Here is a 17,188-nt window from a genome sequence, read left to right on the forward strand (position 1 = left end):
TATCAAAACCCTGCTTTTTTGCCAATTTTACGTGCTTAAAATGAATATCTTATTTTAAAGTTAAAGCAATTTATTAAAATAAGCTTATAATAACTTCGATTGTCATTTCATCAACTGAAATAGACGTATTTTCATTACCATTATTAATCATTATTTATTGTGATAAAACTATGACTTTATTTTGCTCTGATATTTCAGTGTCATCCACACATGACTTGGCTAAGATCTCCCAAAAATTATGTGAGACACTGCAAAACATATCATCCTCTACTCATAATCATCAATTGTCCAATTATTGGCTATTATCCGCAACAGATGGTATAACGCGCGCTAAAACAACAAGTTTTCAGCTATTATCTTTAGGTGAAACTGATATTACTTTTCATCTAGAAAAGCTAGCTCAAAAATTCAATGCACCATTAAGATGGTTACGTTTAGAGTGGGTAAGCTCTACACAAGAAACAACATGGGAAGCATTACAACAAGAATTAAGAAAATACAAACGTAATTATTTTCTTAAAGGTATTGCTTTTAAAGGAAAAAAATATCCATGGCTACTCTGCTCTGAAATGGAGCTCAATGCACATGCCTGCTTTTATAATGGAGCTGATGTTGGTGTTGCTGAAGTTAATAAAAAGAATTTACAAGCTTATTTAAAAGCTCGGCATGGTAGCAGTGAAATGCCTGAATTTTCAGATAACATGGAAATCCTAACTTTTTCAACGGATGGTATCTTTATGGATTTGTCCACAAAAGAAATACACCGCCTATCTACAACGCCTCGCCAACACGGCCGACGGAAACTACAACCGTTAGATAAAAATAATTTACAACCAATTATAAAAAATCTCACCACCTATTTGGGTAATCAAGTAAAGAAAAATGGCAGATTCGAATATGGTTATTTTCCTGTATTTGGACGAACTATAAACACATATAATACTTTACGTCATGCAAGCAGTACTTACGCACTAATTGAAGGTTATGAATTTTGTAGAACATATCAAACTGGAAATTTAGCTAAGCTAAAACAGCAAATCGAGGCAACATTAGAATATTTTATTAAATCTTTTATTCGTTATTATCCAAATAACTTAGCTTATGTAATAGAAATTAATAATGAAATTAAGCTTGGTGCCAATGCCGTAGCCATTTTAGCATTAGTAAAATATATTCAAGTTTTCCCTGATAGCCCAAATAACAAGCATTATCTTACTCTAGCTGAAGCCTTAGCAGAAGGAATAGCATTTATGCAACAATCCGACGGTAGTTTCGTACATATTTTAAACGCCACCGATTTATCAATTATAGCTAAAAACAGGGTAATTTATTATGATGGTGAAGCTGCATTTGGTCTGATGCGTCTATATAATCTCACTCGAAATCATCGTTGGCTAGATATTGTAATGAATGCTTTCAATTATTTTATTTCAGCAGGACATCATAAGACACATGATCACTGGTTATCTTATTGTTCTAACGAGTTAATTCAACATTGTCCAGCCGAAAAATATTTCCGCTTTGCCGTAGATAATATAAAAGATTACACCCATTTTATTGAAAAACGTATTACGACATTTCCTACCTTGCTCGAATTAAGCATGGCATTTCATAAAATGCTACTTAAACTTGATGAATTTCCACAATTTTCCCATGTACTAGATGGATTTGATGTCGGTCAGTTTTATCATGCGTTGCACACTCGAGCTAATTATCTACTTAATGGGATATTTTTCCCTGAAATAGCAATGTTCTACAAATTACCATCCTCGATCTTATGGGGAGCGTTTATTCGTCATCATGCTTTTCGTGTCCGCATAGACGATGTAGAGCATTATTTATCAGGCTTGGTGGCTTATCATCAACTACTATCAGATAATAACTATCCAAAATTGGCACAAAAAACAGGTACTGATTTAGTCACTCCTCATTGTAGTTTGACTGCACAAGGTGTTGCAGCAGCTACGTCTGGCAAATGGATAATTCCACCTCCAAATGATTGGCTAGCGACAGGTGTTGCAATACATACATTGGGATTTAAACCAGGCAGCTTATTAGTCGCTCGCGGTAAAAATATGGATAAAGGTTTTTTAACATTACCTTCCGTTCGTTCCCTTATTAGTAAAGGCGCTTGCGGTATTATCACTGACGATTCAACTCACTATCTAGATTTTGGTATTCCCGTATTACAAGTTCAAAATGTTCGTCAAGCTACACTTGATTTAGGCGCTTGGGCTCGCAAACATTTTTCTGGACGTGTTATAGGAATTACTGGTAGTGCAGGTAAAACAACAACAGTAGCAATGATGGCTACCGCATTAAAATCAAGCAAGCAAGTGGGCCATACAATTAAGAGTGCCAATCTCCCGATCGGTATAGCATGGAATATGGCTTCATTGCGTTCAGATCTTGATTATTGGGTGATGGAAATGGCTATCGGTCAAATGACATTAAATTCTCAAATTACTCGCCCTGATATTGCTTTGATCACCAACATTGCACCTGCTCATTTAGAGTATCATGATAATGTTGAAAATATTGCTCTAAAAAAAGCGCGTATTTTTGATGCTATGAAGCCTGGCAGTTATGCAATTATTTGTCGTGATATCAATCAATTTGACCTAATTGCTGAAAAAGCAGCACTGCGAGATTTAAAGGTTATCAGTTACGGGGAGTCAAAAAATGCCGACATGCGTTTACTCTCATATGAGAAAGGTATTGCAACGATATCCATTAATAACGAAAAGCTCTCTCTAAAACTTAAAACTGCTGGTCGCCATATGGCACTCAATGCTGTAGCCGTATTAACCGTAGCTTATCTTGAAAAATTTTCCTTGAAAGAGATTGTAGCGGCATTAGAAGAATTTGAAGCGGTAGATGGTCGAGGTAATATATTTATGAGTGAAATTGAGGGACACAGAGTAACAGTATACAATGAAGCCTATAATGCTAATCCATTATCAATGAAAGCTGCTTTAGAGGCTTTTGCCGATAATATGATAAATTCTGATCTCAAAATTCTCGTAGTAGGTGATATGTTAGAACTTGGTCATAATAGCGAACATTTACACCGCTTAATAATAGAACGGATTGCCTTATTACCGATTAAACGTATCATTTTAGTTGGAAGAGAAATGTGTAAACATGCAAAATGGCTAGAGACACAAGATAAAATTGTTCTTACCGCAAAAGATAAAATTGCTGCTACTGAGCATTTAGCGAAGATCGCTCAAACTGGAGATCATGTCTTCTTAAAAGCCTCTAATGGTGTTGGTTTACATAGTTTATTCAAGAGAATTTGATTAATCTCCCACTAAATGTGCTTAACTAAACAATAACATTAAACGCTGTATCAATATTTGTTATAAAGTAACATCAAAAAATGCGGAGTACAGCTATTCAAGTTAGTACTCCGTTTGTGGGTATCTCTTAAAGAAGAAAAACTAAACGTTTAATCGCTATCCCCTTCTGCTCAACTTCTCATATAGACGTTCAACTATCGCTAATTCCTTCAAAAAGTGCTGTCAAAATTAACTTATTAGAAAAAAGGCTATATACATAGCCTAATTTTTCATTCTATTTCACTTCTCTAAATAAAATTTCGCTTGGGATGACAGAGCCTTGCCAGTAAAGCTCAGTTGATACTTTCTCCGCTAAATCTAAGAAAGATTTCGCAATTTCACTGTCTGGCGCTGCAACTACGGTTGGTTTACCCGCATCCAAATCTTGACGAACTTGGATATTCAACGGTAATTGACCTAATACTTTCACATTGTATTTTTGTGCCATTTTTTCTGCACCACCAGTGCCAAAAATTGCTTCGTGATGGCCACAATTGCTACAAATATGCATAGACATATTTTCCACAATACCTAACACTGGTACAGACACACGTTCAAACATCGATACACCTTTCACTGCATCTAATAAAGCAATATCTTGTGGTGTTGTGACCACTACCGCACCCGTTACAGGAATTTGTTGTGAAAGTGTTAATTGGATATCACCTGTACCCGGTGGCATATCGATCACTAAGTAATCTAAGCTATCCCATAAGGTTTCATTTAAAAGCTGACTTAATGCACTACTTGCCATTGGACCACGCCAAATAGTCGCATTATCTTCATCCATTAAGAAACCGATCGAGTTTGCAGATAAACCATGCGCTTTAATCGGGGTGATATGTTGGTTATCTGGTGAAGTTGGGCGTTGATGTGGAGCGCCTAACATATGCGGAACAGATGGACCATAAATATCCGCATCTAAAACTCCCACACGAGCACCTTGAGCTTGTAAAGCTAAAGCTAGATTCACTGAAACAGATGATTTCCCTACCCCGCCTTTACCAGAGGTAACAGCAATAATATTTTTCACACCTTTTACTGCGGGTTGATTATTCGCACGTTTTAACGTGGCGATTTGATAATTCACCACCCATTTGATTTCTTTGCTATCTGTCACTTTTAATAACGTATCAGAAAGCTGTTGTTTCACTTGCTCCACGCCAGTGTTCCATGCAAAAGGCAATTGTAATTCAATACGTAACACGTCACCGCCTTTTTCTACTTTCTTCAAAGTATTTAAGGCGATTAAGTCTTTTTGCAAACTTGGATGTTGGAATTGTTGAAAAACTTGCAGAACTTGAGATTGTTGTTCCGCCGTTAAATTTTCAGAAAAAGCAGTTGCCATAATATTCCTTTAATAAATAGTGGTAGGTAGTAGAGTAAATTTGTCAGGGATATTCTACCCCTTTTACACCTCAAATGTTAAGCTAAAAGTATAACTAAACTAGAAAAAATCGCACTAATCGGGTAACATACTCGCAATTTTTGCAAAAAGAATAAGAGAAAAATAATGACAACTCAACCTCGTAAAATTTTAGTCACTTGTGCATTACCTTATGCAAATGGCGCCATTCATTTAGGCCATATGTTAGAACATATTCAAGCGGATATTTGGGTACGTTTCCAACGTATGCGTGGCAATAAAATTCATTTTGTCTGTGCTGATGATGCGCACGGTACACCAATTATGCTTAATGCCGATAAATTAGGCATTACACCAGAAGAATTAATTGCAAAAGCAAAAGCTGATCACATACGTGATTTTGCAGGTTTCAATATTAGTTTTGATAACTATCATTCCACTCACAGCGAAGAAAACAAAGAGCTTACCGCAGAAATTTACAATAAACTCAAAGCTAATGGCTTTATTAAGAGTAAAGTTATTTCTCAGTTATTCGATCCTGAAAAAAATATGTTCTTGCCTGATCGTTTTGTGAAAGGCACTTGCCCGAAATGTAAAGCAGAAGATCAATACGGTGATAACTGTGAAGTTTGTGCTTCCACTTATAGCCCAATGGATTTAATTAATCCACGTTCTGCAGTGTCAGGAGCAACACCAATCGTCAAAGAATCTGAACATTTTTTCTTTGACTTACCCGCTTTTGAAGGCATGTTAAAAGAATGGACTCGCTCTGGCTCACTTCAACCTGAAATTGCAAACAAAATGCAAGAATGGTTTGAAAGTGGCTTACAACAATGGGATATCTCTCGTGATGCACCTTATTTTGGTTTTGAAATTCCAGGTGCAAAAGATAAATTCTTCTATGTTTGGTTGGATGCGCCAATTGGCTACATGGCTTCTTTCAAAAATCTCTGCGATCGTGAAGGCATTGATTTTAATGAATTCTGGGCAGAAAACAGCGATGCAGAACTTTATCACTTTATCGGTAAAGATATCGTGTATTTCCATAGTCTGTTCTGGCCAGCAATGCTAGAAGGGAGCGAATACCGTAAACCAACCAATGTGTTTGCACACGGTTATGTCACCGTAGATGGCGCCAAAATGTCAAAATCACGCGGTACATTTATCCAAGCCAGCACTTATTTAAATCACATTGATCCTGAATGTTTACGTTACTACTACGCAGCGAAATTAAACGATCGCATCGAAGATCTCGATTTCAATTTGGAAGATTTCGTTCAACGTGTAAACACAGATATCGTTAATAAATTAGTCAATTTAGCGTCTCGTAATGCGGGCTTTATCACAAAACGTTTTGAAGGCAAATTAGCAGAGAAATTAGAAGACGAGGCGCTTTTCAATGAATTCACCGCACAAGCTGAACAAATCGCTACTTATTATGAAAGCCGCGAATACAACAAAGCGATTCGTGAAATCATGGCATTAACCGATAAAGCCAATAAATATATTGATGAAAAAGCCCCTTGGGTCATTGCAAAAGAAGAAGGCAAAGAGGCAGAATTACAAGCGGTTTGCTCAATGGGTATCGAGCTTTTCCGTGTATTAATGTCTTACTTAAAACCGGTTCTTCCAAAACTGGCTGAACGTGCAGAAGCGTTCTTACAAACAGAACTAACTTGGAATAATATTGCACAACCACTATTAGGTCATCAACTTACGCCATTTAAAGCGCTTTTCTCGCGTTTAGAGAAAAAACAAATTGATGCTGTTGTAGAAGAAACTAAAGCACTTTTCGCTGAAGCAAATAGAGCGACAGAAAAAACAGCGGCAAAACCAACCGCACTTTCAAATGTCGAACCGATTGCTGACACCATTACCATTGATGATTTTGCTAAAATCGATATGCGTGTGGCAAAAGTACTGAAGTGCGAAGCCGTACCAGAATCAAACAAACTCTTACGTTTTGAATTAGATTTAGGTGACCATACTCGCCAAGTGTTCTCTGGCATTAAAGCGGCTTACAACAAACCTGAAGAATTAGAAGGTCGTTTTGTTATTGTGGTTGCAAATCTTGCACCGCGTAAAATGAAATTCGGTGTATCGGAAGGGATGATTCTTTCTGCTGGTACTGGCGGAAGTGATTTATTCTTACTTTCAGCTGATAGCGGTGTTACTGCGGGTATGCAAGTAAAATAATTTAATATTTAGGCGACTTCGGTCGCCTTTTTTATTGCCAAACAGAATCAAATACCCTACCATATCAATCAGCTATTTATCATGCAAATTAACAGGAATTCATTATGACAAACGAACTTATCTGCTATAAACAAATGCCGGTTTGGACAAAAGATAAATTACCTAAAATGTTCCAAGAAAAACACAATACTAAAGTGGGGGCTTGGGGAAAACTCACCGTACTAAAGGGTAAACTTAAGTTTTATGAGCTAACCGAAGATGGCGATGTCATTGCTGAACATATTTTCACCCCAGAAAGTAACATTCCGTTTGTCGAGCCACAAGCCTGGCACCGAGTTGAAGCACTTTCTGATGACTTAGAATGTACGCTTGGTTTCTATTGCACAAAAGAAGATTACTTCAGCAAAAAATATAATATGACTGCAACGCACGGTGATGTAGTTGATGCGGCTAAAATTATTAAGCCTTGTAAAGTGCTAGATTTAGGCTGCGGACAAGGTCGTAATTCCCTTTATTTAAGTTTAAAAGGCTATGACGTAACCTCTTGGGATCATAACGAAAACAGCATCGCCTTCTTGAACGAAACTAAAGACAAAGAAAACTTGAATATTAAGACTGCTGTTTATGATATTAACACTGCCAATATTCAAGAAAACTACGACTTCATTTTATCTACCGTGGTATTTATGTTCTTAAATCGTGAGCAAATTCCTGCCATTATTAAGAATATGCAAGAACACACCAACCCAGGTGGTTATAACTTAATTGTAGCCGCGATGTCTACGCCCGAGGTGCCTTGCCCACTCTCCTTCTCATTTACGTTCTCGGAAGGTGAGTTAAAAGAATACTACAAAGATTGGGAATTCTTAGAATATAACGAAAATATGGGCGAATTACACAAAACTGATGAAAACGGCAATCGCATTAAATTAAAATTTGCGACAATGCTAGCAAGAAAAAAATAATTTGCTAATTTAGAAAAGAAAATGACCGCGCTTCGTCAAATAAAGTGCGGTCATTTTTTATAAAATTTTTTTATTACTCTTCAATAGAACGTAATAATTCGTTGATACCTACTTTACCTAAAGTTTTTGCATCAACTTTTTTCACAATCACTGCACAGTATAAGCTGTATTTACCACATTTAGATGGAAGGCTACCTGATACCACTACAGAACCAGCAGGAACGCGGCCATAGAATACTTCACCTGTTTCACGATCGTAGATCTTCGTTGATTGACCAATGAATACGCCCATAGAGATCACACAACCATCTTCCACAATCACACCTTCAACAACTTCAGAACGTGCACCGATAAAACAGTTATCACCGATAATGGTTGGGTTTGCTTGTAATGGCTCTAACACACCACCGATACCTACACCACCAGATAAGTGTACGTTTTTACCAATTTGTGCACATGAACCAACAGTTGCCCATGTATCGACCATGGTACCTTCACCTATGTATGCACCGATATTGACATAAGATGGCATTAATACACAGTTTTTAGAAATGTATGCGCCTTTACGTACTGTTGCAGAAGGTACGACACGGAAACCTTCTTGAGCAAAACGCTCTTCGGTATAGTCAGCAAACTTCAATGCCACTTTGTCATAGTATTTTGTTTCTGCTCCATCAATAATTTGATTATCATTGATACGGAAAGATAATAATACGGCTTTTTTCAACCATTGATGTGTCACCCATTCACCATCAATTTTTTCTGCAACACGGTATTTACCGCTATCTAATCCTTCGATCACTTCTTCGATTACTGCACGAGTTTGTGCATCAACAGTTTTAGGTGTGATTTCTGCACGTTTTTCAAATGCTGCTTCAATAATTTGTTGTAAATTTGACATTTTGCTTCCTATTGTCGATATGAAATAACGGTTTATAGTTTTATCATATTTTTGACTTTCAAGCAAAACAACTACGTTTTCTTTTGATTTCAAATATAAAAAAAGCGAACCTAATGGCTCGCTTTTTTCTAGTTCTTGTTTACGTTAGTTTATAACAGAAACATTTAATGATGAACCACCAACGATTCTTACGCGACGACCCGCTTTAAAGTTAGGATCTGCTTTTTGAACGACTACAATTTCTTCGTTATTATCTTTTCTGATAACAAGTTCTGCGCCATTCACTTGACTCATTTTTTCTTCAGCCTTACTACCGAGCATTGCACCACCAATTGCACCAACCGCTGTTGCAATAGCTTGGCCTGTACCGCCACCAATTGTACTACCCGCAATACCACCTAGTGCGCCGCCACCAACAGTACCAATTACGCCAGGATTATCGGCTTGAATTTTAACTGGACGAACAGAAACAATCGTACCATAGCTAATTGAACGCGCTTCTTTCGCCTGCCCAGCTTCATATACATCACCACTAAAAATATCGGTATTAGCACAGCCAGTTAAACCAATAGACATCATAAGTGCTAACGCCACTGTTATTTTTTTCATAAAACTACCTTCTAAAATTTAATTAAATTGGATTTCTTGGAGACCACGTCGAAATATTTTTTACGCCTTGCCTATCTCCAGAGACTTTCGCACAGACTCCTGTTACTAGAGTTGAATCGTATTTTTGAACGATTACTTCTGTTTCGCCTTCTTGCTTGTATGAACAATCATTCTTTCGAAGGGTTAATTTTATATCATTCCCCTGAGCTTCAGTAAAAATAATTTGTCCTTTATACGTATACTCATCTTTTTTTAATTGAGATGAACATGCAAATAAACCTAAGCTAAATAAAACAATTAATGCTAAGGCAACTTTTTTCATTATATTAACCCTCAAGTATTTTCTTTATCGCATAAGGATGAACCTTTATGCAAACGTAATTTTCTGTTTTATCAACAAAACTTACTGCAATGGATGGATTAGGCAATTGCTCCCCTTCCACTTTAGGCTCACTCACTTTCATGGTTAATTGAGTTATTTCCTTCCATAAAAAAGTATTATAAATCCGATTAACCCAACTCTCCACAGATTCATTAAGTAAAAACGGCATTACAATCTCAATATGTTCCCAAGTTTCTTGGGGATATTGTTTATTTTTAGGGAAAGGTAATTCAATAACATCGACAGGTTGACCAATAAAATTAACTGGTTCATCTAATTCAATCAAATAGATAGGACGATGATTGACGATATTACTGCTTAAAATTTTACCGTACTTTAATAATTCTGTCAGCCAATTTTTTGCTTTTTCTTTACTATTTGCTCTTAAAGCTAAATGATCAATTTGGTAATCGGTTAAATTAATTTTCATTACAGCAGCTAATTGTTGAATTTTTTCCTTAAACGAAGGTAACTCTTGATAAAGTGCGCTCGATTTTTCCATTAAATTTGACATTTTCTACTACTCTTACTTTGAGAAATCTATAAACAACGGTATCATAGCCGATTATTTTCATTATTCAATTTCAAGATTAGGAAAAACCGTGAATATTCAATCTATTTTATCCGATAAAATTAAACAAGCGATGATTGCAGCTGGTGCAGATGAACAATGTGATGCACTTATTCGTCAATCTGGTAAACCGCAATTTGGTGACTATCAAGCAAACGGCATCATGGCTGCTGCTAAAAAACTAGGTTTAAACCCACGTGAATTTGCACAAAAAGTACTTGAGCATTCTAATCTTTCTGATGTTGCCGAAAAAACTGAAATTGCTGGCCCAGGCTTTATCAATATTTTCTTAAATCCAACTTGGTTAGCGAATAATGTTTCTGCCGCATTAAAAGATCAAAATCTTGGTGTAAGTGTAAATGAAAAACAAACCATTGTAATTGATTATTCTTCACCAAATGTTGCGAAAGAAATGCACGTAGGTCACTTACGTTCTACCATTATCGGAGATGCCGTTGTTCGTACCCTTGAATTTTTAGGTCATAACGTTATTCGTGCGAACCACGTAGGCGACTGGGGTACCCAATTTGGTATGCTCATTGCTTATCTTGAAAAAATGGAAAATGAACATGCGAGCGAAATGGAACTTCAAGATCTTGAAGCGTTCTATCGCGAAGCGAAAAAACACTATGATGAAGATGAAGCTTTCGCTGAAAAAGCACGTAACTATGTGGTGAAATTGCAAAGTGGAGATGAATATTGCCGCACGATGTGGAAAAAATTAGTTGATATCACCATGCAACAAAACCAACGCAACTATGATCGCTTAAATGTCACGTTAACCGAAAAAGATGTAATGGGTGAAAGCCTTTACAACCCGATGTTACCTGCTATCGTTGAAGATCTAAAAAAACAAGGTTTAGCCGTTGAAGATGAAGATGCATTAGTAGTTTATCTTGATGAATTCAAGAATAAAGAAGGCGAAGCAATGGGCGTTATCGTTCAGAAGAAAGATGGTGGTTTCCTTTATACCACTACTGACATTGCTGCGGCTAAATATCGTTATGAAACCTTAAAAGCGGATCGAGCATTAGTGTTCTCAGATACTCGTCAAAGCCAACACATGCAACAAGCTTGGTTAATTACGCGTAAAGCAGGTTATGTGCCAGACAGCTTCTCACTTGAACATAAAAACTTTGGCATGATGTTAGGTAAAGATGGTAAACCATTCAAAACTCGTACTGGCGGTACAGTAAAATTAGCGGATTTATTAGATGAAGCGATTGAACGTGCAACTGTATTAATCAACGAGAAAAATACCAATTTATCTGACGATGAAAAAACAGCGGTTATTGAAGCGGTTGGTATTGGCTCGGTGAAATATGCAGATCTTTCTAAAAACCGCACGACTGACTATGTATTCGATTGGAACAATATGCTTAGCTTTGAAGGTAATACTGCGCCTTATATGCAATATGCTTACACGCGTATTCGTTCTATCTTCAATAAAGCAGATGTGAATCCAACCGCACTTGCCGAAGCTAAGATTCAGCTTTCTGATGAAAAAGAACGTGCATTGGCCATCAAATTGCTTCAATTTGAAGAAGCCGTTCAAACAGTGGGCAAAGAAGGTACACCGCATGTGCTCTGTGCTTATTTATATGAATTGGCAGGTGTGTTCTCCTCATTCTATGAACACTGCCCAATCTTAAATGCAAAAGATGAAAACGTAAAATTAAGCCGTTTAAAACTCGCTTCTCTTACAGAGAAAACCTTAAAACAAGGTCTAGAGTTATTAGGCATTAAGACAATTGAAAAAATGTAAAAAAGTCGATACAAAAAGCTAGCTGCACCCGAAAAAGTTGAACTAAATAAATCAACAAATGAGGTGCAGCCCTTATTATAAAGAAACTCTATAACAGAATTTTAATTATGGTCATCTGTCCATTCACAGTTTGTTATTTATATGTAAATAATAAGGATATCGAGTATATGATGAAGTGATTTAATTTTTAAGTAGAGTTAAAAATAATATATTGTTATGAATAGCTAATAGAAACATAATTGATAGAGTTGAGAGTTGTTTAACTCATTATCATCATCAATATATTCAACTAAAATTAAAGGAACTGACTTCGATATCATATCATCAGTTCCTAATAAAGATCACTCATTTAGAGCTACTCTTTTTCTTTATCAATCAACAATTCGTAAATGAGATGCTGATTTTTGTATTTTATTTTTAAGTCTAGGCTTATCTACAGCTTCAGAAAAGCTTAAGGGCTGTTCAGATATTGGCTCTCGGTTTAATTCATCGTAAATTTCTTCTGCCTCAAACATTACACCATCACCATTTTCACGAGCGTAAATAGCTAAAGCCGCTCCCATCGGAATATATAACTCACGAGAAATACCTTTAAAACGTGCATTAAACTGAATAAAATCATTCGTTAATTGTAAATTTCCTGTCGCTCCAGCTGAAAGATTTAAGACAATTTGTCCATCTTTTACATATTCTACAGGCACATTAGTACCATAATAATTGGCATCTACAACTAAATATGGTGTGAAATCGTTATCCACTAACCAATCATAATAGGCTCTTAGCAAATAAGGTCGTTTTGGAGAAGATAAATTGGCCATTATTTGTCATCCATTAAATTTTTAGGCGCAGCTTCACCCACTGATTGTAAGAATGAGTCATGGCTAAACACACGATCCATATAACCTTTAATTGCTTTGCTTCCTGTACCAGTAAACTCAACACCCATATTACGTAATTTCCAGAGTAATGGTGCAATATAACAGTCTACTAAACCAAACTCTTCACTCATAAAATAAGGCGTTTGTTGAAAAATTGTAGATACCGCTAACAATTCTTCTTTTAGCTGTTTTAACGCTTCTTCACGCTCAACTCCAGTACCTTTTTCAGCAATTTCTAATGTCGGATACCAATCTTGCTCAATACGTAACATCAACAGGCGGCTCTTAGCTCGAGCTACTGGGTAAACTGGCATTAGTGGCGGATGTGGAAAACGCTCATCAAGATATTCCATAATAATACGTGAGCTGAATAATATTAAATCACGATCTACTAAAGTCGGTAGTGTACCGTAAGGATTTAATTCCATTAAATCTTCTGATAATGCTTGCAAATCCACTTCCTCGTTTTCGTAAGCAACTCCTTTTTCAGCTAAGACAATCTTAACCTGATGACAGTAAATGTCATTTTTATTTGAAAAAAGAGTCATTACTGAACGTTTATTCGATGCATTGGACATTTATTCCTCCGAAGATCCAAAATAATCTATATACTTCTACTTAAAATTGACGACTATTTTAACATAAATGATAGACAAATCGCCAATAATTTCTTATTTTCACTTTAAAATCAAACGGTTAGATAGCAAAATGAAAAATCAAAGAACGGTGATTTTTATTTAACTTACTTTTTACAAGCATAAAAAAAGCAGAGATTGCTCTCTGCTTTCTTGAAACGATAATAAAAATTAACGTTTGGAGTATTGTGGACGACGACGTGCTTTGTGTAAACCCACTTTTTTACGCTCAACGCGACGTGCGTCACGAGTAACGAAGCCAGCTGCACGAAGAGCAGGACGTAAAGTCTCATCATATTCCATTAATGCACGAGTGATACCGTGACGGATTGCACCCGCTTGACCAGAAATACCACCACCTTTAACAGTGATGTATAGGTCTAATTTATCAGTTAATTCCACTAATTCTAACGGTTGACGTACGATCATACGAGCTGTTTCGCGACCGAAATATACGTCTAATCCACGTTGGTTAATAGTGATTTTACCACTGCCCGGTTTGATAAATACACGAGCTGAAGAGCTTTTGCGGCGACCTGTGCCGTAGTTTTGATTCTCTGCCATTTCCTAAACCTCGTGATTAAATGTCTAATACTTGTGGTTGTTGTGCTGCGTGTTGGTGTTCTGCACCCGCATACACTTTTAATTTACGGAACATTGCACGGCCTAATGGACCTTTTGGCAACATACCTTTAACCGCAATTTCAATCACCGCTTCAGGACGGCGAGCGATCATTTCTTTGAAAGTCGCTTGTTTGATACCACCTACATAGCCAGTGTGCCAGTAGTAAAGTTTATCTGTTTCTTTACGACCAGTTACTGCCACTTTATCTGCGTTGATAACAACGATGTAATCGCCAGTATCTACGTGTGGAGTGTACTCAGCCTTGTGTTTACCACGAAGACGACGCGCTAATTCAGTAGCTAAACGACCTAAAGTTTTACCTGTCGCATCTACCACATACCAGTCACGTTTTACTGTTTCTGGTTTTGCTACAAAAGTTTTCATTAATTAATTACCAAAATATAAGTTTGATACCCAGTGTTCCATATTGATTGAAACACAACCATTAATCTTAATCTCCACCCCTTCGAGTGTGATCTCGATAAAATAATACACAGTGGGAATCTGTGTATTTACAGGGTCGGCATATTATACCTATTTTCAATAAAAATGCTAACTTTTTGTTCAAAAAACTCATTTTATTTATAGAACACAAAAATAAACATTAATTAATTTCATGATTTTTATGAAACAATTGAAATTGACGCATGTTTATTCTTATCTTATGATAAATGCATTCTAATAAAAATATGAGAAAGCATGCTATGAGCTACGCAAAAGAAATTGACACATTAAACCAACATCTTGCCGACATTAACAAAAAAATCAATGTATCCTTCGAGTTCTTTCCTGCTAAAAATGAAAAAATGGAAAGTATGCTTTGGGATTCTATTCATCGCTTAAAAGAATTAAATCCTAAATTTGTTTCCGTAACCTATGGCGCAAACTCTGGTGAACGTGATCGTACACATAGCATAGTAAAAGCCATTAAAGCAGAAACAGGTTTAGAAGCCGCTCCTCATTTAACGGGTATTGATGCGACACCTGAAGAATTAAAAGAAATTGCAAAAGATTATTGGGATAGCGGTATTCGTCGCATCGTCGCATTGCGTGGTGATGAACCAAAAGGTTATGAAAAGAAACCATTCTATGCAGCTGACCTAGTTGAACTACTCCGCTCCGTAGCTGATTTTGATATCTCGGTTGCCGCATATCCAGAAGTTCACCCTGAAGCAAAATCAGCGCAAGCAGATTTAATCAATTTAAAACGTAAAATTGATGCCGGTGCCAATCATGTCATTACTCAATTTTTCTTTGATATTGATAATTACCTTCGCTTCCGTGATCGCTGTGCGTCTATTGGCATTGATGCTGAAATTGTACCTGGCATTCTCCCTGTAACCAACTTTAAACAACTTCAAAAAATGGCATCGTTTACGAATGTAAAAATTCCAGCATGGTTGACTAAGGCTTATGAAGGATTAGATGACGATCCAACGACTCGTAATCTTGTTGCAGCAAGCATCGCAATGGAGATGGTAAAAATTCTTTCTCGTGAAGGCGTAAACGATTTCCACTTTTATACATTAAACCGTAGTGAACTGACTTATGCGATTTGCCATACATTAGGCATTCGCCCTAAGTCTAATTAAATATTCGGCTAAACTAAATTCAAGCTATAGATAGAATTCTCCTACGTAACCCTCTTTTCAGGGATATCATAAAACCAGCACCTAATTGTTGATTATTTGTTCAAGATTAGGTGCATATCAATTCTAAATTGAAGTTTTTAATATATATCCTCTGTTTCCCTTGCTTTATTTTTACCTAACACAACATCTTTCATCACCGTCAGCAACTCTTTTTGAACATGAGAAAGTTTTGGTTTTTCGGCTTTCTCAAATGCAAGAGGACGACAAAACTCCATCGCCTTAATGCCCAATCGAGCCGTCAATAATCCCACGCCGATCCCCTGCGCAGCGCGTGCAGAAAGTTTTGCGGTAATATTTTGAGAAAGCCAATCCATCCCTAAATCTTGCACGATTTCAGTCGCACCAGCAAAAGCGAGATTCACTAACACTATTCTGAGCAAACGAAGACGGGTAAAATAGCCAAGCTCAATCCCATAAATCGCTGCAATTTTATTGATTAAACGAATATTTCGCCATGCAATAAAAAACATATCAATAACGGCCAAAGGACTGATTGCGACAATCACCGCTGATTCCGCTGCCATTTTCGTAATCAGTTTTTTTGCTTTTTTATCAAAAGATTGCAACACCGTTTGACTAAATAAATGGGTAACTTCGCGAGCAGAATAACTTTCATTAAGTTGCTTTTCCCATTGAACAATTGCGGGATGCTGCGAATCCAATTTTAAGGTATCGGCAATGGACAAACACAAGGCTTTTCCTTTATCGCTATCTTGCTCTGAAAAAACGTGATGATTTTCGACCGCACTTTCACCTATTAATCGCTGACTTTGTTCTTGTAAATTCAAACGTTTTTTAAGTTTCACCAAACGTCGCCATTCTGCGATAATTTCAGATAAACCAAACAACACAACGACAAAACTCACTAACGCAAAAGCAAGGTAAATCCATTGTTGATTTTGATAAGTATCCCAAATCCATTGAACAGATTGCGCAACCGTCGCCCCTAAAAATAAAAGTGCGGTCAATTTCAAAGCCGTTTTCCAACCACTCGATTTAGGCTTCACAATTTGCTCAAATTGCTCGTCCAACAACTCCCCTTCTAAAGGTTCGTTATCAATGGTGGTTTCAACATTATGAAATTCTTGTTTAGGCAGAATTTCTTCCTCTTCGACTTGTTGAGATTGTGTGAAAATTTGTTTTGTCATTATTCTTTCCAATAAAAATAGAAACGGTATTTTACTTCGAATTTCTTTAGCAAATCTTAAATGGCTGAAATAAAAAAGCAATATTGACTAGAAAATAAAATGAGCTACTATAGCCATTGTCCACAATTAGTTTATCTAATGTGTTAAGTTTTAA

15 protein-coding genes are annotated in these 17,188 nt (G+C 36.6%); 5 read left to right on the plus strand and 10 right to left on the minus strand.

Features of this window, described 5'->3' with window-relative positions; translation table 11 throughout:
• Positions 1-197 precede the first annotated feature (197 nt).
• Positions 198-3,302, plus strand: a complete 3,105-nt coding sequence (locus tag QQS40_RS09410; protein WP_329504972.1) for a UDP-N-acetylmuramoyl-tripeptide--D-alanyl-D-alanine ligase — start codon at positions 198-200, stop codon at positions 3,300-3,302.
• A gap of 274 nt (positions 3,303-3,576) precedes the next feature.
• Here the strand turns inward: QQS40_RS09410 and apbC are convergent, their stop codons facing one another.
• Positions 3,577-4,689 carry an iron-sulfur cluster carrier protein ApbC gene (gene apbC / locus QQS40_RS09415; protein ID WP_289901700.1) on the minus strand — a complete coding sequence of 371 codons (1,113 nt, stop codon included), beginning with the start codon at positions 4,687-4,689 and terminating at the stop codon, positions 3,577-3,579.
• Positions 4,690-4,854: 165 nt separating this feature from the next.
• Here apbC and metG point away from each other — a divergent pair, with 165 nt between their 5' ends.
• A complete protein-coding gene (gene metG / locus QQS40_RS09420) occupies positions 4,855-6,903 on the plus strand; it encodes a methionine--tRNA ligase (RefSeq protein ID WP_297570058.1) in 2,049 nt (682 codons plus the stop codon).
• Positions 6,904-7,007: 104 nt separating this feature from the next.
• Positions 7,008-7,868, plus strand: coding sequence for an SAM-dependent methyltransferase TehB (gene tehB, locus QQS40_RS09425; protein WP_297570056.1), 861 nt, complete (start codon positions 7,008-7,010; stop codon positions 7,866-7,868).
• 73 nt (positions 7,869-7,941) lie between these two features.
• On the opposite strand, the gene dapD is transcribed toward tehB, so the two are convergent.
• The 4 genes from dapD to QQS40_RS09445 form a co-directional block, all read right to left on the minus strand.
• Positions 7,942-8,769, minus strand: a complete 828-nt coding sequence (dapD, locus tag QQS40_RS09430; protein WP_289901697.1) for a 2,3,4,5-tetrahydropyridine-2,6-dicarboxylate N-succinyltransferase — start codon at positions 8,767-8,769, stop codon at positions 7,942-7,944.
• Positions 8,770-8,913: 144 nt separating this feature from the next.
• Entirely contained in the window at positions 8,914-9,378 is a 465-nt protein-coding gene (locus tag QQS40_RS09435; RefSeq protein ID WP_049355522.1) for an outer membrane lipoprotein, read from the minus strand.
• A 22-nt stretch (positions 9,379-9,400) separates the two neighbouring features.
• Positions 9,401-9,700 (minus strand): hypothetical protein, encoded by a 300-nt coding sequence (locus tag QQS40_RS09440; RefSeq protein WP_289901696.1) that lies wholly within the window; start codon positions 9,698-9,700, stop codon positions 9,401-9,403.
• 4 nt (positions 9,701-9,704) lie between these two features.
• Positions 9,705-10,274, minus strand: coding sequence for a VOC family protein (locus QQS40_RS09445; protein ID WP_289901695.1), 570 nt, complete (start codon positions 10,272-10,274; stop codon positions 9,705-9,707).
• A gap of 88 nt (positions 10,275-10,362) precedes the next feature.
• On the opposite strand from QQS40_RS09445, the gene argS reads away from it, so the two are divergent.
• Positions 10,363-12,096, plus strand: coding sequence for an arginine--tRNA ligase (gene argS, locus QQS40_RS09450; RefSeq protein WP_289901694.1), 1,734 nt, complete (start codon positions 10,363-10,365; stop codon positions 12,094-12,096).
• A gap of 371 nt (positions 12,097-12,467) precedes the next feature.
• On the opposite strand, the gene QQS40_RS09455 is transcribed toward argS, so the two are convergent.
• From QQS40_RS09455 to rplM, 4 genes are all read right to left on the minus strand, one after another.
• Positions 12,468-12,914 (minus strand): ClpXP protease specificity-enhancing factor, encoded by a 447-nt coding sequence (locus tag QQS40_RS09455; protein WP_126471568.1) that lies wholly within the window; start codon positions 12,912-12,914, stop codon positions 12,468-12,470.
• Complete coding sequence (gene sspA, locus QQS40_RS09460; protein ID WP_126471570.1) at positions 12,914-13,552, minus strand: stringent starvation protein SspA; 639 nt, start codon at positions 13,550-13,552, stop codon at positions 12,914-12,916. The genes QQS40_RS09455 and sspA overlap by 1 nt, the downstream gene beginning before the upstream one ends.
• Positions 13,553-13,780: 228 nt before the next feature.
• Entirely contained in the window at positions 13,781-14,173 is a 393-nt protein-coding gene (rpsI, locus tag QQS40_RS09465) for a 30S ribosomal protein S9 (RefSeq protein WP_049355528.1), read from the minus strand.
• A 16-nt stretch (positions 14,174-14,189) separates the two neighbouring features.
• On the minus strand, positions 14,190-14,618 hold the full coding sequence (rplM, locus tag QQS40_RS09470; protein ID WP_049355529.1) for a 50S ribosomal protein L13: 429 nt from the start codon (positions 14,616-14,618) through the stop codon (positions 14,190-14,192).
• A 320-nt stretch (positions 14,619-14,938) separates the two neighbouring features.
• On the opposite strand from rplM, the gene metF reads away from it, so the two are divergent.
• Positions 14,939-15,826 carry a methylenetetrahydrofolate reductase gene (metF, locus tag QQS40_RS09475; RefSeq protein WP_289901693.1) on the plus strand — a complete coding sequence of 296 codons (888 nt, stop codon included), beginning with the start codon at positions 14,939-14,941 and terminating at the stop codon, positions 15,824-15,826.
• Positions 15,827-15,963: 137 nt separating this feature from the next.
• Here the strand turns inward: metF and QQS40_RS09480 are convergent, their stop codons facing one another.
• Positions 15,964-17,034: a TIGR01620 family protein gene (locus QQS40_RS09480; protein WP_289901692.1), complete on the minus strand. Its 1,071-nt coding sequence runs from the start codon at positions 17,032-17,034 to the stop codon at positions 15,964-15,966.
• Positions 17,035-17,188 lie beyond the last annotated feature (154 nt).

Source organism: Haemophilus parainfluenzae (assembly GCF_036288925.1).
In the GTDB taxonomy this organism is placed as follows: Bacteria; Pseudomonadota; Gammaproteobacteria; order Enterobacterales; family Pasteurellaceae; genus Haemophilus_D.